This is a genomic window from Pseudomonas sp. JL2 (genome assembly GCF_031570495.1).
GTDB classification, from domain to species: Bacteria; Pseudomonadota; Gammaproteobacteria; order Pseudomonadales; family Pseudomonadaceae; genus Aquipseudomonas; species Aquipseudomonas rhizophila.
In genome coordinates this window covers 67,077-85,395 of record NZ_JAKUDH010000007.1, presented here as the reverse complement: position 1 = coordinate 85,395, position 18,319 = coordinate 67,077, and the positions used below count along the sequence as shown (strand labels likewise).

Here is an 18,319-nt window from a genome sequence, read left to right as displayed (position 1 = left end):
AGAAACTCGCAGTTTCCGGTGACAGATAAAGGAAAAAACCTCGGGAGCTGGAGGCTGTTTTTTTGGGTTTTTCCTCGGGTGTTCGAGGGCTCTGGGTTGGGGTTTCAGACGGGTTTTGTGACGGTGCTGCGCAGGGTGGGCGTGGAGATGGCGGCGGGTGGTTGTCTGACGATGGAAGATGACAGAACGAGGAACCCGAGTTTGGCGTTGGCGAGGGTCGGGAGGTGTTGCGGCGTTGCAAAAATAAATGCTTGCTCTATGTGGCGAGGCAGCTCTTGTGGCGAGGGAGCTTGCTCCCGCTGGGTTGCGCAGCGACCCCAAAAGGTCGAACGCGATCCGCCTGATACACCGAGGTCGCAGGGTTTGGGGCTGCTGCGCAACCCAGCGGGAGCAAGCTCCCTCGCCACAGGGGCCGTGCTCGCCACAAGGTGGGTATTCACCAGCGGTTTATTGAACCAACTGATTGATCTCGATAATCGGCAACAACACCGCCATGACGATCACCAGCACCACACCGCCCATGACCACGATCATCAGCGGCTCCAACAGCGCAGTCATGCCCATGGCCCGGCGTTCGATGTCACGGGACAGGGTTTGTGCGGCGCGTTCGAGCATTGGCGGCAGGCAGCCGGTTTTTTCGCCGCTGGCAATCAGGTGGATCAGCACCGGCGGGAAGACTTTTTCCACCCGCAACGCCGCCGCCAGGTTGACCCCTTCGCGGACCTTGGCCGTGGCATCGCTGACGCTCAGGCTCAGGCGGTCGTTGGACAGGGTCTGGCGTGCCGCCTCCAGGGCTCGCAGCAAGGGCACCCCGGCGCCGCCGAGAATCGCCAGGGTCGAGGCAAAACGCGCGGTGTTGAGGCCCAGCACGAAACGCCCGATCAGCGGCAGGCGCAAGATGCGACTGTGCCAGTTCAACCGCGCCTGCGGGTTGCGCAAATACAGCCGCCACCCCCAGAACCCACCGGCCAAAATGCCAAAACACAACCAGCCCCAGGCGCGGATGAAATCGCTGGCGGTCAGCATCGCCAAGGTCAACCCTGGCAGGTCCTGACGGGCCTGGGAGAACGCGCTGACCACCTGCGGCACCACGTAGCTGAGCAGGAAAATCACGATGGCAATCGACACCAGCCCCACCACCCCGGGGTAGATGAACGCCGTGAGAATCTTGCCCCGCAGGTTGTTGCGCTCCTCGATGTAGTCCGCCAGCCGCTCCATCACCTGGGCGAGGTCGCCGGACTCTTCACCGGCGGCGATCAGTGCCCGGTAGATGTCCGGAAAGTCCCGGGGTCGCGCCGCCAAGGCTTCGGCCAGGCGCATGCCGCTGCGCACATCGGCGCGCACCGCGCTGAGGGTCTGAGCGATGTGTTTGCGCTCGGCCTGTTCCACCGTAGCGCTCAATGCGGCCTCCAATGGCAGGCTGGCTCCCAGCAGGCTCGCCAGTTGCCGGGTGGCCCAGGCCAGGTCGTTGTCCGAGAGTTTGGCGCTGAACAGGCCGCCGCCATGGGCTGGCGCGGTGTTGCGCTCGATCTGCACCTGCAACGCCGTCAGCCCACGGCTGCGCAGCAGGTTGAAGGCACCACTCTGGCTGTCGGCTTCCAGGTGCCCGACCTCGATCTTGCCGGTGGCGTCGGCGGCTTCAAACCGGTAGCGATTCATCAGGCGTCCCGTGTCACGCGCAGGATTTCTTCAGGGGCGGTGGCGCCACTGCGCACCCAGCGCTCACCGTCCTCGCGCATGCTGAACATCCCGGCCTGGCGGGCGGCGGCACGCAGTGCCTGCTCCCCTGCCCCTTGGTGAATGAGCGTGCGGATGTCATCGTCGATGCAGAACAATTCATGGATGCCGGTGCGACCGCTGTAACCGGTCTGGTTACAGCTCGGACAGCCCACCGGGCGCCAGGTGCCGGGGGTTGCCGGGTCAGCTTGTTTGCACTGCGGGCAGAGCCTGCGCACCAGACGCTGGGCGAGCACGCCGAGCATCGACGAGGCCAGCAGGAACGGCTCGACGCCCATGTCGATCAAGCGGTTGATGGCCGACACAGAGTCGTTGGTGTGCAGCGTCGCCAACACCAGGTGACCGGTGAGGGACGCTTGTACGGCAATTTGTGCGGTTTCCAGGTCACGGATTTCGCCGATCATGATGATGTCCGGGTCCTGGCGCAGAATCGCTCGCAGGGCCAGGGCGAAGGTCATGTCGATCTTGGCGTTGACCTGAATCTGGCTGATGCCCGGCAGGTCGTATTCCACCGGGTCTTCGACGGTGAGGATGTTGCTGGTGCTGGCGTCGAGCCGAGCCAGGGCGGCGTAGAGGCTGGTGGTCTTGCCGCTGCCGGTGGGGCCGGTGACCAGCACAATGCCGTGGGGCTGGCGGATCAGGTGATCGAGTTTGCCCAGCACGTCCGGGTCCATGCCCAGGGTTTCCAGTTGCAGGCGTCCGGCTTGCTTGTCCAGCAACCGCATCACCACCCGTTCGCCATGGCCGGTGGGCACCGTCGAGACGCGGATGTCGATGGGCCGGCCGGCCACGCGCAAGGCGATGCGTCCGTCCTGGGGCAGGCGTTTTTCGGCGATGTCGAGTTGGGCCATGATCTTGATCCGCGACACCAGCGCGCCGTGCAGGGCCTTGCGTGGCGAAACCACGTCGCGCAGGGTCCCGTCGACCCGGTAGCGCACCACCGAATGGCTTTCGTAAGGCTCGATGTGGATGTCGCTGGCCTCATCCCGCGCGGCCTGGGTCAGCAAGGCGTTGATCATGCGGATCACCGGCGCGCCGTCCTGGGTGTCCAGCAGGTCGGTGATCTCGGGAATGTCCTGCATCAGTCGGTCGAGGTCCACCTCGTTCTCTGCCGCGCCCACCACGGCGGCGGCGCTGCCGGTGTCGGCGTAGGCACTGTTGAGCAACCCGTCGAGTTCCTCGTCACGCACCCGCTCCAGCCGCACCTCGCCGAACTGGCGGCGCACTTCACTGATGGACCAGCCTGGCGTGGAGGGACAGACCATCAACACCGCGCCTTCATCCGACTCACGCAGCACCAGGCGCTGGGCCTTGGCCCAGGCGTATGGGAGGGTGTTCATGCTGACACCCCAAGCCCAAGAAACATACATGCCCCTTGTGGGAGCGAGCCTGCTCGCGATAGCGGTGTGTCAGCTTGCATGGATATCGATCGGGTCGCCGTCATCGCGAGCAGGCTCGCTCCCACAGGTTGGGTGTTCATCAGCGAGTGCCTCCTTCAACCGGAACCGCCTTGATCACCGCCCTGGGCGTTTGCAGCCCGGCGGGGGTGGCCTGCGGAATGGCCTTGGCCGAGGCCGGCAGTTGCGGGGCTTGCATGTCCGGCATCGCCCAGCTGCGCTCCGGTTGCAGCAGGCCCTGGGCGCGGCGCATGAAGTCGTAGCGGTTGAGGGTGATGCCGCGCCCCGCCGCCGTGTCGCGGATGATGTAGGGGCGCAGGAACACCATCAGGTTGGTCTTGGTGATCTGCCGCCGCTCGTTGCGAAACAGCGCACCAATACCGGGGATGGTCGACAGCCACGGCACCGCGTCGTTGCTCTGGCTGTAGCCGTCCTGCAACAACCCGCCAAGGACCATGATCTGCCCGTCGTCCAGCAGGATGCTGGTGTCGATGGCACGCTTGTTGGTGACAATCCCGCTGGCGCTCGAAGCGCGGTTGTCGACGCTGCTGACCTCTTGATAGATGTCGAGCTTGACCGTCCCGCCTTCGGAAATCTGCGGGCGGACGTTGAGCTTCAGCCCCACCTCCTCACGGGTCACGGTCTGGAACGGGTTGTTGCTGGTGCCACCGCCGCCGGTGACGTAACTGCCGCTGACAAACGGAATGGTCTGGCCGACGAAAATGCTCGCCGCTTCGTTGTCCAGGGTCAGCAGGTTCGGCGTCGACAACACGTTGGTGCCGCCCTTGCTCTTCAACGCCCGGGCCAGGACCTTGAGGTCGAGGATCTTGCCGATGCCGGGAATGTCCACCGTGCCGTTGACCAGGCCCAGGTTCAAGCCCTGGGGCAACACGTCGATGCTGGTCTTGCCGTTGAGGTTGAGCCCGGTGCCACCGAGGTTGACGCCGCCGATCACGCCGCTGCCGCCCAGGTTACCGGTCTGCCATTGCACGCCGAACTCGCTGGCATCGTCCTCGCCGACCTCGACGATCAGGCTTTCGATCACCACCTGGGCGCGGCGCTGGTCGAGCAGGTCGATGACTTCCCGCAGGTTGCGGTACAGCGGGTCCGGCGCGGAAATCAGCAGGGTATTGGTGGTGGCGTCGGCCTGGATGGTCACGCCGCCGGCACTGAAGGCGGTGCTCTGATCGTCCTGCGGCGAAGCCGAGCTTTGTCCGCTACTGCCTTGGGCATAACCATTGCCAGAGGTCGAAGCGCTACCGCCCGTGGTCCCGCTGGTGCTGGCGCCATCGCCGCTGCTCTGGCCGTTGGTGCTGGCGCCCATGCTGCTGAGCACCGAACGCGAGTTATCACTGCCCTCGCCTTCGCTTTCCCCGGTGAGCAAGCCGCGCAGGGATTGGGCCAGTTTGCCGGCCTGGGCATTGCGCAGGTACACCACGTGCAGGTTGCTCGGGTTGTTCTGGGCATTGTCGAGCTTGTAGATCAGGTTACGCGCCAGTTCGGTGCGCTCGGGGCTGCCGGCGCGGATGATGATGGCGTTGGAGCGCGGGTCGCCGATCACGTTGATCTTCTGGGTCTGGTCTCCGCCCTGGGTTTCCAGCAACTCGGAGACCATCTGCGCGATGTCCACGGCGATGCCGTTGTGTATCGGCACCACATCGGTGTCGATGGCGCTGGGGGTATCGATGCCTTCGATGAGCTGCGCCACCCGCGACAGGTTCTCGGCGTAATCGGTGATGACGATGGTGTTGTTGCCGGGGTAGGCATTGATCGGGTTGTTGGGCGACACGATCGGGCGCAACACCGGGATCAGGTTCACCGCGTTTTCGTATTGCAGGCGAAAGGTGCGGGTCAACATGCCGTTGCCGGCCGGTCTGTCGGCGCTGTAGATCGGCCCGCCCAGCAACTTGGCGTCGGCCTCAGGCACCACCTGGGCCACGCCACCGACGTCCACCACGCTAAAGCCCTGCATGCGCAGCGCGGCCAGCAGCATGTCATAGGCCTGGTGCGCCGGCACCTGACCTTCGGACACCAGCGTCAGGTTGCCCTTGACCCGAGGGTCCACCAGAAACTGTTGGCCGGTGGAACGGGACAAGGCCCGCACCACCGCCTGAATGTCGGCCTCGACAAAGTTCAGGGTCACCGGTTGGTCACCCAGCGGGCTGCGTGCAGGCGTACTGCTGCGGGGCTCGCGGGCACGGGCGGTGAGATCGACCGGGTGTCGCACCGGCGGTTTCTGTTCACGCATGGTCTGGGCCCGCTGACGGTCCAGCAGCGCATCGCCGCTGCGCTGAGTACTGCCCAGCGGAATGCCCAGTTCACTGTCCACCAGCAACGGTGGCTGCGACGCTGGCGGTGTGCTGTTGCAGGCGCTCAATGCCAGCAACAGAAACGGCACGCTCTTGCGCCAATGACGCGGGTATCGGGACCCCTTCATGAAGCTTCCTTAGCGCCTTGCGCCTGATCCATGCGAACGGTTCCGGACAGGGTGCCGGCGGTGTTTTCAGTGTTTTCGATGTGGTCGGCGTTGTCGGTGTTGGCCGGGGCCGTGCGCCGCAAACGGGCTTCAAGCACTTGCAGGGAAAATTGCCGTGGACTGCTCAACAGCCAGCCCATCACCTCATCGGCCGGCGCGTCGTTGAAAGTGAGTTGCCAAGCCGCGTCCACGGCCTGCAACTGGTAGTGCTCGCTCAAGCCGCCGGCATCCAGGGCCTGGCGCAGAGCCGCTTCCAGAGGCTGGCCTGGCGCCGGGCCGCCGACGTCCCGCAACAACACTTCGAGGGCCTGGGTCTGCGCGCGCAACTTCGGCGTTTCGACCTGCCAATACGCAAGGGTTTGGAGCGGTGGCTGGATCAACAGCAACCAGACCAGCAGCCCGCCGAGTACCAGCGCCGCCAGCGACACGGCGCGCTGCTCGCGCACCGCCAGGCCCTGCCAGGACGTCCGGCCACGCGCGCGCAGGGTTTGCCACTGCGCCCATAGCCGTGCCGGGAATGGCTTATTCATCGTCGGCTTCCGGGGGGTGTTCGGAGGTGTCCTGCGTGCCCTGCCCGGGCAAAGCAGCACGCAAGGTCCAGCCCTGGTCATTGGCCGCAACGTCGATGCCGGCCTGGGTCAGGGGGATTTTCCAGTCGTCTGCGGCGGATGCTTTTTGTGCCTCGGCCACGAGCGTCAGGCGTAACTCACCGTTTTCAAACACCAGTTCCTGCACGTTGCCGCTCATGAACGGCATGGCGCTGCCCGCCTGTTGCACCAGGCTGGCGAAGCGTTGCGCCGGGTCCGCCGCTGTGCCGCTTTGGCGCGCGGCGATTTGCTGTCGGGCTTGTTGCAAGGGGTTGAGAATCACCGGCAGTTCGGGAAACGCCTGCTTTACCCGCTGGCTCATCTGCGCCTTGAGTCGTTGGCCCTGGGTGGCCTCACGGGTGGCGTAGAGATTGAGGCCGACCACCCACACCGCCAGCGCCACCGCGCAAAGCGTCGCCGCCCTGCCCCAACCGCCACGCTCGGCCGGGCCATGCGTCAGGCCAGCATGCAAGCCCCAGCCCGGCGCGGCACCAGTCCAGCGCTGGGGGGCGGGCAAGGTTTTGATCGAAACCTGCGGCGGCGAATCGCCCACCCACTGCAGCCCGGCCCCTGCCTCCAATAACCATTCATCCAACGCCTCTTCCAGCAGCGGCTGCACCACCGCGTGCTGCACGCTGTAACGCACCAGCAGGTGGCCGTCGTCGACGCAGGCCACCGGCCCGGACAACACTGGCAGGGCGTAGGCCGCCGGGTACAGCCCGTGCAGGTGCAGGCCGGCCTGGCGCAGCATCCGGCCCAGGGCATCGAGTGACTCTCGGTCGAGCCAGGCAATGTGCACCTGCCCGTCGGCACCGCGCGCGCTGTGAGCCACCTGCATGCGCTCGCTGGCACCGAGCATCAGCGCCTGGGCGGCGCAGTTCACCGCGGCGGTGATTTTCGCTGCCGGCAACTGCGGCAGTTCCAGACGGGTGAGCAAGCTGTCGCGCGGATGGAGAAAACATTCGACCCGCTGCTTCTTTGCACCCTGACCGAGGTCCCGGAGGTTGCTGTGCCCCTGGTCGCGGACCTGGCCCTGGCGATCGAGCCAGGCGAATGCCACCGGGCTGTCGAGGCTCAAGCTGCCCAGTGGCATCAACGCTATGCGCAAGCGAGTCATACGCCCACCCGTGACCAGATCACCTGAGGCATCCGGTCCTGGCTGCGTTGCAGCAAAGCATCCAGCACGACCCGCCGCTGCCCACTGCGCGCCTGACCCCGCAGGCGGAACCAGTCGCTGGTAATGCCGACCTTGACGGAGGCCATTTCCAGCTCAGGCATGCGCAGACGATTGACGAAATCCCCACGGTTGATAAACCAGTGGCCGCCGTCTCGCTCAGCGATCAGCGTCTGGGCCCGTTGCAACGACAACCCCGGCACGTAAGCAGCCAGCACCGGGGCGCTGGCGGTGTTGCCGTTGAGCCAGGTATTGGCCGGCAGAATCGTCACATAAGGCGCCAGTGTTTCTAGCACTTGCGGGGTGACACCCTTGATGCTGCGCAAATCCTGCAACGTGCGCAGCATGGGGCGTGTCGGCGCCAACGGCGTACCGGAAGCATCCGGCGAGGTGCTGCGACCGCTGTCGAACGTACTGCTCACCGCGGCCTTGTCCGCCAACTCTGGGTTCAACAGCCGTGGGTACGCGGCAATCACCCGCGCGACGATGCGCGCACGTACCGTCGCGGCGATACCCAGTTGCTCGCACAACCGTTCGAAGGTGCGCACCTGTTCCTGATCCACACGTTCATTGGCGACCAGATTGCGCAGGTTGAATTTGCCTTGCTCATCTTCCAGTCGCCCTTCGAAGGGGATGTCAGCCAGGCTGGAACCGGCCATCACGAAAGGGTTGGCCCAAGCCTGACCGAAGCGCGTGAGCGGATCGCGCTGACGTGCATCCCACAACAATTGGCGGCTCAATTGCAGGCCACCCTGCAACCGCGCCGTGCCCTGGATACGCAACTGCTCGGCCTCCAGGCTGCGGGTAAACAGGGTTTGGCGGGTGAGCATGCCCCCGGCGATGACCGCCACCACGGCGGCGATCAGCAAGGCACTGATGACCGCCATGCCCCGCTGCTTCGCCGCGAAGGGCGAATCCGTTCGCATCACGGCCCTTATAACTGCCAGGAGCCGATGTCGGCATTTACACCATCGCCGTCAGGCTGGCCGTCGGCCCCCAGGGAAAAGATATCGACTTCACCATTGGCGCCCGGGTTGAGGTAGTTGTAGGGACGGCCCCATGGATCGTTGGGCAGGCGCTCCAGGTAGGAACGCCATGTGCTGTTTTTTGCGTCAGCGGGCCGTTCCACCAGCACCTTGAGCCCCTGGTTCATGCTCGGATAGCTGCCGTGGTCCAGGCGATAGAGTTTCAACGCCTGCATCAAACCGCCAATGTCCTGTTTCGCCGCCGTCGCCCGAGCCTGGTCCGGCCGGTCGAGGACCTTGGGCACCACCATCGCCGCCAGAATGCCAAGAATGACCACCACAACCATGATTTCGATCAGGGTGAAACCCTGCTGCCCACGAGGGCCTTGGAGACGGGCGTTGTAACGGGCGATCTGCATCTCGACGGTCCTTCGCTGGATTCAATTCGTGGCGCAGTGTTGCAAGAAAATATGTCAGTGATATTGAAAATGCTCAGGAGCTTACGTCGTCAATCGGTCAACAATGGCGGTTAAGCTCGGGGGCTGCCTCCGCCCATAGAGCTCGCGCGATGCCACGTCCCGCCCCACAAGCCGGCTTCACCCTGATCGAAGTGCTGGTCGCCCTGGCGATCATCGCCGTGGCCATGTCGGCGGCGGTGCGCGTGGCTGCGGTAATGACCCAAAGCAATGGGTTGCTGCGAGACAAGTCCATCGCACTGCTGGCGGCCCGCAGCCAACTGGCGCAACTGCGCTTGGAGGGGCGTTTTGTGCAGGGTTCAAAAGTCATCGAATGCGATCAGGGACGGTTGCTGCTGCGTTGCGAACAAAACCTGCGCCCGGCGGAAAATGGCCGGATGTTGCGGGTTGAACTGACCGTGTCGGATCGCAGCCACGAAGCACCGCCGTTAGCGCGGTTGGAGACGTTGGTCAGCCGGGGAAAATAGCGGCTATACACGGTCCCTTTTGTCGAGGGAGCTTGTTCCCTCGCCGCAAGGGTTCGTCGTGATCTCAAGGACGGGTGAGTGAGGGTAAAGCCACCGAATCTGGCAATCGGGCCAAGGCCAGCCGCGTTTGCTGATTGCCCCGCTCGATCACCACCGCTTGCGCCTCGATCGACACCAGCCGCACCCCATGAGCCACCCGCTCTCCAGCCAGGAAACTACGAGGTGGGCCGTCGTTGAGACTGAGGATCGCCACAGCCCCGCGAGCGCCGGCCAGCACACCGCTGACCTTGATATCCACCGGCGCCGGCTGGCTGGAGAACCATTGCCGTGCAGGATTATCGGAACGCTCGGCCAATCGTTGCGGGGCAACATCCGGCGTGCGGGATTCAGCCGATGTCAGTAGCAGCGAAGACCAGGTCGCCACCCCGGCCAATGCCGCCAACAGACCGAGTGCCTGGAGGAGTTGCGCTGGGGAAACTCGGTCGATGAACACCATGGTCTGGCTCTCCTTTTTTTATCCGGTCTCCAGCGTACGCCTCGATTCTCTCCGTTTTATTTCACATCCTTATCATCTTCACCGTGCAGGATGAATACCGACGCAAAGGAGCGCGCATGAACCTTGGCAAGCAACGCGGTTTCACCCTGATCGAATTGATGGTGGTACTGGTGATCATCGGCATCGCCAGTGCCGCCGTGGGCCTGAGCATCAAACCCGACCCGCTGAAGTTGCTGCGCCAGGATGCCGAGCGGCTGGCGCAACTGCTACAGCTCGCCCAAACCGAAGCCCGCGTCGATGGCCGGCCGATTAGCTGGCGCTGGGATGCCAAGGGGTTCGGTTTCAGCCGTCGGCAGGATCAAGGGCCAGGGCTGGATCGCTTCAAGGATGATCCACAATTGCACCCGCGGCGGTGGCAGAGCCCGTCCATGGAGGTTCATGTGGAACCTAGGCAGCGGGTCGTGTTGAGCGCCGAGTGGATCGGCGCCCCGCTGAACATTCGTTTGTCGGACGGCCAGAGCAGCATAAACGTCCAGCGCAGCGCCGCTGGCCGGGTGCAGATTCAATGAACGACCGGGAGACGGGCTTCACCCTGCTTGAAGTCATGGTGGCGATTCTGCTGATGGCGGTGGTCAGCCTGATTGCCTGGCGCGGACTGGACAGCGTCACCCGGGCCGACAGCCATTTGCAGGCCAGCACCGAACAGACCGAAGCCTTGCTGCGAGTGTTGAATCAGCTGGAACGCGACGTAGCATTACGCGCCAGCATCGAGTTGAGCGAACCGTCAAACCCTGGAGTCGATGACCAGCCCTGGACCGCACCACCCGCCCTCACCGTGCGCAGCACCGAAGGTCGGGGGTTTCGCCTGGATGTGATCCGGGTGGCCGCCGCTCAAGAAGGCACGCTGCAAAGGGTGCGCTGGTGGCTCGAGGGAGACACGCTTTACCGAGCCCAAGGCCAGGCCCGCAGCCGCTACCCATTGCCGGCACCCGGCGCGGGCGTAGCGGTGCTCAGCGAAGTCAGCAACGCCGGACTGCGTTACTGGGACAGGGAAAAAGGTTGGCGCAAGCTCAGCGGCAATCGCCAGGAAAACCCGCTGGGCATCGAAATCAGCCTGACACGGCAGACGCCACAAGGCGTGGAAAAGTATCGACAGGTGCTGGGGCCGCTGGAGTGAGGGCAAACCCAGTGTGGCCGCGAGCCGGCTCGCGATGAGGCTCATCCGGATAGCGCTGAACTCAGCTCAGCACCACCACCCCGCCCGGCAACTCGGTGCATTTGGCGCCATAGGCATCGCGGATCAACAGCGCCACGCCAGCCAGTTGATCAAGACGGAACCGCGCCTGGACCTTGCGCTGGCCCAATTCGCGATTGAGTAACAGCAACATGCCGGGGCGATAGCGGTTGATTTCGTCGATGACGCTGGCCAGGGTCGCGTCGTTGAACACCAGCACCTGCTCGCGCCAGGCAGTGGCCGCCGACACATCTGCGTTCTTTGGAGTGCCCACCCGGCCGCTGTCGTAGGTCAGTTGCATGCCCGACTCCAGGTGAAAACTCTGGCCGCGCACCTGGACCTGCACCAGACCTTCCAGACAGGTCGCGCAGACACTCTGGTCGATGTAGCGGATATTGAACCGAGCCCGAGCGGCGCTGATCCAGCCAGCGCCGGCCTGGACGCTGACCGTCGAAGCACTGCTTCCCAGCACTTCAACTTCGCCACCGAGCAACTCCAATCCTTCCCCTCCATCGGCCAACTGACGGCGGCTTAAGCGGGTTTGGGTATTCAGCTCAAGACTGACACCCTTGGCCAGTTCCACCCGGCGCTGTTCGCCAACCTCGGTGACGTAGTCGGCAGCGAGTCCGGAAACCCCACCGGGCACCGTGGCGCGGATCAACAGAAAACCTGCCGACGCCGCGATCGCGCCGCCGAGCAACGCCCGTCGTCCGAAATGTCGCGGCGCCTGCAACGCCTCGGCAGCCGGTTGCAGCCCGTGCCACAGCGCCTTGGCTTGCTCGAACGCCTGAGCGTGTTCGGGGCTTTGCCCGCACCATTGGCGCAGGGCCCGGGCATCGGCCACGGTGGCGCGGCCCGAGGTCAGCAGGACCAACCAGTCTTGGGCCTCGCTGGCCAGTCGGGCCTGAGGCGTGGCATCAGGGGAAGCAATGCTGAAGATGTTCAAGCGCACACATACTCACGAATTGGTCTGGTCTCTACTCTCAAGACTGTTTTCCCGCGCCGGGACCGAACCGCTGAATCACTTTTCTTTCCAGGCGCAGGGCGCAATGCCCCAGCGCGGCCTTGATTTCCTTCTCTACCATGCGCGTGGAGATGCCGAAACGTTGGGATATTTCCAGGTGCGGCGCTTCCTCCAGACGCGCGGCAATGAAAATCCTGCGACGCCGCGCCGGTAGTTCATACAGGGCCTTGAGCAGGGTCTGCAATTCCTTCTGCCCCCCCACCACCCGGGCCGGATCCAGCGCTTCATCGGAAATCTGCAGCAAGTCCTCGATTTCGCTGCCGGTGAGCAGGCGAGCATCGGCCTGCCGACGGTCGGCGGCAATGTTCAGCGCCATGCGATAGAGATAGGCACTGGGCTGGGCGATGTCCGGCGTCTCGACCATGCGATCGACCCGCAAGTAGGTTTCATGCAGCACATCGTTGGCCAGTTCCTCGGAGCCCAGGCGCTTGCGCAGGCGCACCTTGAAATCCTCATAAGAGGTGAGGAACAACTTGACCAACGGGCTGCGACCAGAGTGTTTCATCGCCCCAAAACCCCTTCCCCTGCTGTGCACTCCATGCTTGTTCCTGATGAGTCGGGTAATAAAAGCAGGGTTACCGGTTGGCGCAATGAACTGGGCGCCGGGCGGTCGATCCTGAGGTTTTGCAAACTGTTGACCAAGGCCTTGTCACGCATCGGATCGCCCGTGGAACTGACCAGGCGGCTATGCTGAACCACGCCGTCCCGGCCGATCCACACTTGCAGCACCGCCCGAAAACTTCCCGGGCGGGTGAGTGGTGAACGGCACAAGTTGCGCTGGATGACCGTTTGGATCGCCGCCGCATAGTTGCTGTCGCTCAAGCCCGGGGCCGCACCGGAAGGCAGCGGTACCTCGCGGACCCGCACCGGTTGCAACGTGAACGCATCCGCTCGGGCGTAATGCGCCGCGAGCCCGGTGCCGCGAAGCAACACATTGAGCCCTTGAGAAGCGGTGAACAGTCCCTGGACGCCCAGCGTATGGCGCTGGCTGGATAGTTGCTGATCCACCAGCACCGCCATACCCGTCGCCCGACTGAATTGCTCCAGCGCCGTGGTCAGTTCCTGCGGGGCGATGTCCAGCTCCACCAGGCTGTTCGCCTGGATCGGCGCGGCCAGCAACCACAACAACGCCATCAGCCCCCCCAAGGGTGACCTGGCCAATCCACGCCTGCGTCCGCCCCCGGCTCTGCCTTGCTGCACGACTGACGTATCCGTTGAAAACCGTCATCCTGAGGGCTGTTTATGAATGTCGTATGACAACTGATACAAATCCCTCGGACCCCACTAAACTCGTGCTCTGACAGCGAACCGCCTTCTGGGCGGGCCAGGAGGTCGACAATGAAACAGTGGATGAAAATGATGGCGGGCCTCGGCCTGCTCATGGCCCAGCCTTGGGCCCATGGCGAAGAGGTACCGGCGTGTATCGAGGTGACCGTGGGTGGCTACAGGACTGCGGACTACAACTGCCTGAGCCGGCAAATGGGCAATGATCCGCAGGCCGCGGCGGCCGCGCAACGCACGCAAGAGGCCTTGAATGTGCCCGTGAATAAACGCGCGCCGAACAGCATCGGCCTGGCGACCCCAGCGGCCACCAGCGTGCGCATGGGTAATACGTTTGGCACCTCGGTCAAGCCCCAGAGACCGCCGGTCCCGGCCAGCCCCTCGCCGCTGCCCAGATAACCCCTGTTTGTGGCCAGGGAACTTGCTCCCTGGCCGCAGGAGTGCGTTGCAACGTTAAAAGTGCAGCCCCTACGCACCTCAAAACAGGCTTTGCACCTGCTCCAGGACTGCGCGGTTCATCTGGCCGGTGTGGGTATGCAGGCTCACATAGCTTTGCAGCATGTCCAGCTTGGTGTTGAGCAGGTCCCGACGGGCCTGGAATAACCGTTGTTGCGCATCAAGGATGTCCACCGTTGAGCGCACACCGCCCTGGAAGCCTTTTTCCGTCGAAGCCAGTGCCCGCTGGTTGGACTCCACTGCGCGCTGCATCGCCTTGCTTTTGGCGAAGCCGGCCACCACGCCCAGGTAATCGGTTTCGATCGTCTCGGCCAACTGCTGGCGTTGCACGTCATAGTCCGACTGCGCACCGGCCAGTTGCGCCTGGGCCTTGGCCACCGACGCTCGCACCGCCCCACCGCGATACAACGGAATATCCAACTGCAGCCCCACGTAATAGGTGTCCTGGCGCGGGTCAAGTTCCTGGTACTGGCGGGTTTCCCGGCGAGTCAACTGAGTGGTCAGTGCCAAGGTCGGATAATGCCCGGCGCGCTGGCTGTCGGCCTGGGCCTCGGCCACTTTCACCGCCGCCAGCCGGGCCGCCAGCTCGGGGCTGGCCTCGCGGGCAATCGCCGTCCAGTACGGCAGATCCTGCTCGGGTGGGATCGGGCTGCCGGCGGCAAGCTCCTCGCGCATCGGCGCAATGTCATCGATGGGTACATTGGCACGACCGGACAACGCCCGCAGCGCGGCCACGCGACGAGCCTCGGCTTCGGCCTCCTGGGCCTCGACCAGATCAAGCCGCGCCTGGGCTTCATCGATATCGGTGATCGCGCCCTGGCCACCCTCGAAGAGTTTTTTGCTCTGGATGACCAACCCGTGGATGGCGGCTTTTTGCTGGGCGATCAACTTGATCTCGTTTTCCGCCCGGGCGACGTCGAAGTAGCCCTTGGCAACCCGGTCGAACAGCGTCTGGCCGGCGACGTCGAAAAGCTGGCTGCCCAGTTGCCCTCGTGCCTTGCCTTCCTGATACGCCGCCCAGCGCGCCTTGTCGTAGAGCGCTTGCTGCGCCGCCAGGGTGACGTTGTTGGCCTGGTAATCGTTGCTGTTGACGTAGCCGCTGTCGTCACCGCCATCGGTCCGCCCACCGCGGCCATAACGCGAAGTCAGCGACACTTGCGGATAGAGGCCGCCACGGCCAATCGCTTCTTCCTGCCGCGAGGCATCATAAGCATGGGTGGCTGACTGCAAAGTCGGGTCGTTGAGGCGGGAGGCATCGTACGCCGCGGTCAGGCTCAGGCCACCGTCGGCGGCCCAGGCGACATTGAGCATCGCCCAACTGGAGCACAGGCTCAGCAGCACGCGAGCGCTGTAACGGCATCGGTCGATCATGCTCATTCCTCTTTGAAGGCTGCCAGCAAGCGTTCGCGCAACGGTTTCATCAGGTAATTCATGAAGGTGCGCTCCCCCGTGACCACCGTCACATCGGCCAGCATGCCCGGACGCACCCACAACCCGGCGGCCTGCAACGAGGCGACCGTGTCGGCGGGAATCTCGACCTTGGCAGAGAAGTACGGCAAGTGCGTCTGTTCATCGATCAACTGGTCGGCCGACACCGTACTTACGGTGCCGGTCACCGTCGGTGTATCCACCCGTTGCAGCGCGGTGAAATGCACATGCACCGGCAACCCCGGACGCAACTTGTTGGCCATCAACGGCTCGAAACGCGCGGTAATCGCCATTGGCGCATCCAGCGGTACCACCTGCATCAGGGTTTGTCCGGCCTGGGCCACGCCGCCGACGGTATGCAGGCTCACGTCCATGACCTGCCCGGCCACCGGCGCACGGATAGCACCGTTGTCGACTTCAAACTGCAAGGCACGCATCTGATCGGCATAACCGGCTGCCTCGGCAGAGACCTCGCTGAGCTGGGTTTCAGCATCGCGACGAAACTCCTGCTGCACTTGCAACGCCTTGAGCCTGCTTTCGTTGATGGCCTGGCGGGTCCGCCCGACATCGCCCACGCCGGAGGCAATCTGGCCGGCCAGTTGGGCGGCGTTGCGCTCGGCCTCGAAGAGTTTGTTGCGCGGAACATAACCCTCACGGGCCAGCTCGCGCAGGCCTTCGAGCTCCTGTTGCTGAAAGCGCATCTGCGCGTCGTAGTTACGCTTGACGCCTTCATAGCCCTGCAATTGCTGCTGCAGCGCCGCGACCTCGTGTTCGATGATCTGCAAACGGCTGCCCAGCTCCGCGCGGCGGGTCAGAAACAACTGGTTTTGCAAGGCCATGGCGGCCTTGACCCGCGGCTCGTCGGCGCGCGCCAGCAGTTCAGCCGGCCACTGAATCTCGGCGCTGCCCAGACGCTCGGCAATCAACCGCGCTTCAATGCTGCGATCGTTGAGCAACTTGCCCAGGGTCACGTCCAGTTGCGACTGCGCCTGCACGGTATTGAGCTGCACCAGCAACTGCCCCTGGTTGACTCGATCGCCATCGCTGACCAGCAGTTGGTCCACTACCCCGCCGACCAACGACTGCACTGCCTTGCGCTCGCCCGCCACCACCACGGTGCCACTGCCCACGACACCCTGGTCGAGGGGTGCCAGGAAGGCCCAGAGCAAAAAGCCTCCCAGCGTCAGGACCAGGAAGCCCACACCATACCGCGCAGCACCTCTGGCATCAGTACTGGCGCTGGGCAGGGTATTGGCGTCGAGCACGCTCAGTTGCTGCTCGCTGTGCGCCGATGCAGCCGGGGTCAGATCACGCATCTTCGCCAGCCTCCCTCACCGCAGCGGGCCTGGGCCCCGGCATCAATGCCTTGAGCACCCGGTCCCGTGGGCCGAAGGCTTGTTGGGCGCCGTCCTTGAGTACCAGGATGTGATCGACCACCGCCAGCACATTGGGTCGATGGGTGATCAGCACCACGGTACTGCCGGCGGCCTTGAGCGCATTGATCGCTTGTACCAGCGCCAGCTCACCTGCTTCATCGAGGTTGGAGTTGGGCTCGTCGAGCACAATCAGCGACGGGCGCCCGTAAAGTGCCCGGGCCAGGCCCAGGCGTTGCTTCTGCCCGCCAGACAAACCCAGCCCACCGGGGCCCAGTGGCGTGTCATAACCTTTGGGGAATCTGAGGATCATCTCGTGAATGCCGGCGTGACGAGCGGCGGCAATGATTTTGTCGGCATCCTGCTCGCCGAAGCGGGCGATGTTGTCGGCAACGCTGCCATCGAACAGCTCGATGTCCTGGGGCAAGTAACCCAGGTACGGGCCCAGGGCATCATGGGACCACTGGCTGATCTCGGCGTCATCCAGGCGCACCGAACCGCCGATGGCCGGCCATACCCCGACCAGCGCCCTGGCCAGCGTCGACTTGCCACTGGCGCTGGGACCGACTACGGCAAGCACTTCGCCCTTGGCCAGGCTGAAATTGATCCCGCGCACAATCGGTTGCGAGGCGCCGGGCGGGCCGACATACAGTTGCTCCAGGCGCACCGCGCCGGTGGGCGGCGGCAAGGGCATGCGCAGGCGCTCGCGGGGGTGCTGGGTAAGTAGCTGGCTCAGACGCTGATAGCTCTGGCGTCCGGCGTTGAATTGTTTCCAGGAGCCGATGGCAATCTCCACCGGTGCCAGGGCGCGGCCCAGCAGCAGCGACATGGCGATCATCATGCCCGCCGACATCTGCCCCTCGAGCACCAGCAACGCCCCCAGGCCCAGGGCCAGCGACTGTCCCGATATGCGCACGAAACGGGTTGCAGAAGTAATACGGGCACCACGGTCACTGGCGTGGGCCTGCGCGGCAATGATGCGTTGTTGCAGCAGGCTCCAGCGCTGGCGCAACGGCCCGAGCATGCCCAGCGCCTGAATGACCTCGGCATTGTGGAGCGTGCTGTTGACATAGACAGACGACTGCACCCCCAGGCGATTGGCTTCCCCCAACCGGGCGCGAGTCGCCAGCTCACCCCACAACGCCAGGCCGATCAGCACCAGGGCGAGCACCAGGGTCAACACCCCGAACCAAGGGTGAAAAATAAACGCCACCAGCAGGAAGATCGGCAACCACGGCGCGTCCAGCAAAGCGATCAGACCCTGGCCGGTGATCAACTGGCGCAACGTCGCCAAATCAGTGAGCACCTGGGCCGGGTTGGCGTTGTGCTCGCGCAGGCTGCGGGCGAAGGCGGCGTCGAAAATTCGCTCACCCAAGGCGTCGTCCAGCCCCGCACTCATGCGAATCATCACCTCGCCGCGAACCCACTCGATCAGGGCGCTGAACAGAAACAGCGCCAGGGCGATCAAGGTCAGCATGAACAGGGTGGTTTCGTTGCGGCTGGTCAGGACCCGGTCGTACACCTGCATCATGTACAGCGATGGCACCAGCACCAACAGATTGATCACGCCGCTGAACAGCGCCAGCGACCAGAACACCCGGCGGTAACTTAATAAGGCAGCATCAATGTCATGACGCGGATCGAGTAGAAAGCGCATAGAGAATCAACCCGCAAAGGAATAGTCGGTCCCGGCGCAATCCATCGCGAGTTATTTGCCCGAAGGCGTCAAAAAAAGTGCGTCATGTCGC

Annotated in this window: 18 protein-coding genes; 4 read left to right on the top strand and 14 right to left on the bottom strand. The window is 64.1% G+C overall.

The window, feature by feature from the left end:
• Positions 1–447: 447 nt before the first annotated feature.
• The 7 genes from gspF to gspG form a co-directional block, all read right to left on the bottom strand.
• Positions 448–1,659, bottom strand: coding sequence for a type II secretion system inner membrane protein GspF (gene gspF, locus MKS85_RS12025; RefSeq protein WP_310662905.1), 1,212 nt, complete (start codon positions 1,657–1,659; stop codon positions 448–450).
• A complete protein-coding gene (gene gspE, locus MKS85_RS12020) occupies positions 1,659–3,077 on the bottom strand; it encodes a type II secretion system ATPase GspE (protein ID WP_139050490.1) in 1,419 nt (472 codons plus the stop codon). The genes gspF and gspE overlap by 1 nt, the downstream gene beginning before the upstream one ends.
• A 139-nt stretch (positions 3,078–3,216) precedes the next feature.
• Positions 3,217–5,571, bottom strand: a complete 2,355-nt coding sequence (gspD, locus tag MKS85_RS12015) for a type II secretion system secretin GspD (RefSeq protein ID WP_310662904.1) — start codon at positions 5,569–5,571, stop codon at positions 3,217–3,219.
• Positions 5,568–6,140 carry a type II secretion system protein GspM gene (gspM, locus tag MKS85_RS12010; RefSeq protein WP_310662903.1) on the bottom strand — a complete coding sequence of 191 codons (573 nt, stop codon included), beginning with the start codon at positions 6,138–6,140 and terminating at the stop codon, positions 5,568–5,570. The genes gspD and gspM overlap by 4 nt, the downstream gene beginning before the upstream one ends.
• Positions 6,133–7,314 (bottom strand): type II secretion system protein GspL, encoded by a 1,182-nt coding sequence (gene gspL, locus MKS85_RS12005; RefSeq protein WP_310662902.1) that lies wholly within the window; start codon positions 7,312–7,314, stop codon positions 6,133–6,135. Before gspL ends, gspM begins: the two co-directional genes overlap by 8 nt.
• Complete coding sequence (gspK, locus tag MKS85_RS12000; protein ID WP_310662901.1) at positions 7,311–8,297, bottom strand: type II secretion system minor pseudopilin GspK; 987 nt, start codon at positions 8,295–8,297, stop codon at positions 7,311–7,313. Before gspK ends, gspL begins: the two co-directional genes overlap by 4 nt.
• Positions 8,298–8,305: 8 nt before the next feature.
• Complete coding sequence (gene gspG, locus MKS85_RS11995; RefSeq protein ID WP_076385242.1) at positions 8,306–8,755, bottom strand: type II secretion system major pseudopilin GspG; 450 nt, start codon at positions 8,753–8,755, stop codon at positions 8,306–8,308.
• A gap of 149 nt (positions 8,756–8,904) precedes the next feature.
• Here gspG and gspI point away from each other — a divergent pair, with 149 nt between their 5' ends.
• The gene (gene gspI, locus MKS85_RS11990) at positions 8,905–9,279 is read left to right on the top strand and encodes a type II secretion system minor pseudopilin GspI (RefSeq protein ID WP_310662900.1); all 375 of its coding nucleotides are present in this window, start codon (positions 8,905–8,907) and stop codon (positions 9,277–9,279) included.
• Between the two features lie 64 nt (positions 9,280–9,343).
• On the opposite strand, the gene MKS85_RS11985 is transcribed toward gspI, so the two are convergent.
• Positions 9,344–9,775: a type II secretion system protein N gene (locus MKS85_RS11985; protein WP_076385246.1), complete on the bottom strand. Its 432-nt coding sequence runs from the start codon at positions 9,773–9,775 to the stop codon at positions 9,344–9,346.
• 116 nt (positions 9,776–9,891) lie between these two features.
• Between MKS85_RS11985 and gspH the strand changes: the two genes are divergently transcribed.
• Both gspH and MKS85_RS11975 read left to right on the top strand, forming a co-directional pair.
• Entirely contained in the window at positions 9,892–10,344 is a 453-nt protein-coding gene (gspH, locus tag MKS85_RS11980; RefSeq protein WP_047228930.1) for a type II secretion system minor pseudopilin GspH, read from the top strand.
• Positions 10,341–10,952 (top strand): type II secretion system protein GspJ, encoded by a 612-nt coding sequence (locus MKS85_RS11975; protein ID WP_047228929.1) that lies wholly within the window; start codon positions 10,341–10,343, stop codon positions 10,950–10,952. The genes gspH and MKS85_RS11975 overlap by 4 nt, the downstream gene beginning before the upstream one ends.
• Before the next feature lie 61 nt (positions 10,953–11,013).
• Here MKS85_RS11975 and MKS85_RS11970 read toward each other — a convergent pair whose 3' ends face one another.
• From MKS85_RS11970 to MKS85_RS11960, 3 genes are read right to left on the bottom strand one after another with little or no spacing between them, the layout of a single operon-like run.
• Positions 11,014–11,955, bottom strand: coding sequence for a DUF4880 domain-containing protein (locus MKS85_RS11970; protein WP_139050556.1), 942 nt, complete (start codon positions 11,953–11,955; stop codon positions 11,014–11,016).
• Between the two features lie 37 nt (positions 11,956–11,992).
• On the bottom strand, positions 11,993–12,538 hold the full coding sequence (locus tag MKS85_RS11965) for a sigma-70 family RNA polymerase sigma factor (RefSeq protein WP_047228928.1): 546 nt from the start codon (positions 12,536–12,538) through the stop codon (positions 11,993–11,995).
• Positions 12,535–13,167, bottom strand: coding sequence for a TonB C-terminal domain-containing protein (locus MKS85_RS11960; RefSeq protein ID WP_139050497.1), 633 nt, complete (start codon positions 13,165–13,167; stop codon positions 12,535–12,537). Before MKS85_RS11960 ends, MKS85_RS11965 begins: the two co-directional genes overlap by 4 nt.
• A gap of 204 nt (positions 13,168–13,371) precedes the next feature.
• Between MKS85_RS11960 and MKS85_RS11955 the strand changes: the two genes are divergently transcribed.
• Positions 13,372–13,713, top strand: a complete 342-nt coding sequence (locus tag MKS85_RS11955) for a hypothetical protein (RefSeq protein WP_047228926.1) — start codon at positions 13,372–13,374, stop codon at positions 13,711–13,713.
• Positions 13,714–13,791: 78 nt separating this feature from the next.
• Here the strand turns inward: MKS85_RS11955 and MKS85_RS11950 are convergent, their stop codons facing one another.
• The 3 genes from MKS85_RS11950 to MKS85_RS11940 are packed head-to-tail and all read right to left on the bottom strand — an operon-like array spanning position 13,792 to position 18,228.
• The gene (locus tag MKS85_RS11950) at positions 13,792–15,141 is read right to left on the bottom strand and encodes a TolC family outer membrane protein (RefSeq protein WP_076385252.1); all 1,350 of its coding nucleotides are present in this window, start codon (positions 15,139–15,141) and stop codon (positions 13,792–13,794) included.
• Between the two features lie 2 nt (positions 15,142–15,143).
• Positions 15,144–16,514, bottom strand: coding sequence for an HlyD family type I secretion periplasmic adaptor subunit (locus MKS85_RS11945; RefSeq protein ID WP_310662899.1), 1,371 nt, complete (start codon positions 16,512–16,514; stop codon positions 15,144–15,146).
• Entirely contained in the window at positions 16,507–18,228 is a 1,722-nt protein-coding gene (locus MKS85_RS11940) for a type I secretion system permease/ATPase (protein WP_076385254.1), read from the bottom strand. The genes MKS85_RS11945 and MKS85_RS11940 overlap by 8 nt, the downstream gene beginning before the upstream one ends.
• Positions 18,229–18,319: the final 91 nt, after the last annotated feature.

Excerpts from the sequence above, each read along its gene's own strand:
- MKS85_RS11945 (WP_310662899.1), bottom strand. The coding sequence starts at position 16,514 with ATGCGTGATCTGACCCCGGCTGCATCGGCGCACAGCGAGCAGCAACTG.
- gspK (WP_310662901.1), bottom strand. The coding sequence starts at position 8,297 with ATGCGAACGGATTCGCCCTTCGCGGCGAAGCAGCGGGGCATGGCGGTC.
- gspL (WP_310662902.1), bottom strand. The coding sequence starts at position 7,314 with ATGACTCGCTTGCGCATAGCGTTGATGCCACTGGGCAGCTTGAGCCTC.
- MKS85_RS11965 (WP_047228928.1), bottom strand. The coding sequence starts at position 12,538 with ATGAAACACTCTGGTCGCAGCCCGTTGGTCAAGTTGTTCCTCACCTCT.
- MKS85_RS11960 (WP_139050497.1), bottom strand. The coding sequence starts at position 13,167 with ATGGCGTTGTTGTGGTTGCTGGCCGCGCCGATCCAGGCGAACAGCCTG.
- gspM (WP_310662903.1), bottom strand. The coding sequence starts at position 6,140 with ATGAATAAGCCATTCCCGGCACGGCTATGGGCGCAGTGGCAAACCCTG.
- gspH (WP_047228930.1), top strand. The coding sequence starts at position 9,892 with ATGAACCTTGGCAAGCAACGCGGTTTCACCCTGATCGAATTGATGGTG.
- MKS85_RS11975 (WP_047228929.1), top strand. The coding sequence starts at position 10,341 with ATGAACGACCGGGAGACGGGCTTCACCCTGCTTGAAGTCATGGTGGCG.
- gspD (WP_310662904.1), bottom strand. The coding sequence starts at position 5,571 with ATGAAGGGGTCCCGATACCCGCGTCATTGGCGCAAGAGCGTGCCGTTT.
- gspF (WP_310662905.1), bottom strand. The coding sequence starts at position 1,659 with ATGAATCGCTACCGGTTTGAAGCCGCCGACGCCACCGGCAAGATCGAG.
- gspG (WP_076385242.1), bottom strand. The coding sequence starts at position 8,755 with ATGCAGATCGCCCGTTACAACGCCCGTCTCCAAGGCCCTCGTGGGCAG.
- gspI (WP_310662900.1), top strand. The coding sequence starts at position 8,905 with ATGCCACGTCCCGCCCCACAAGCCGGCTTCACCCTGATCGAAGTGCTG.
- MKS85_RS11985 (WP_076385246.1), bottom strand. The coding sequence starts at position 9,775 with ATGGTGTTCATCGACCGAGTTTCCCCAGCGCAACTCCTCCAGGCACTC.
- MKS85_RS11940 (WP_076385254.1), bottom strand. The coding sequence starts at position 18,228 with ATGCGCTTTCTACTCGATCCGCGTCATGACATTGATGCTGCCTTATTA.
- MKS85_RS11950 (WP_076385252.1), bottom strand. The coding sequence starts at position 15,141 with ATGATCGACCGATGCCGTTACAGCGCTCGCGTGCTGCTGAGCCTGTGC.
- MKS85_RS11955 (WP_047228926.1), top strand. The coding sequence starts at position 13,372 with ATGAAACAGTGGATGAAAATGATGGCGGGCCTCGGCCTGCTCATGGCC.
- gspE (WP_139050490.1), bottom strand. The coding sequence starts at position 3,077 with ATGAACACCCTCCCATACGCCTGGGCCAAGGCCCAGCGCCTGGTGCTG.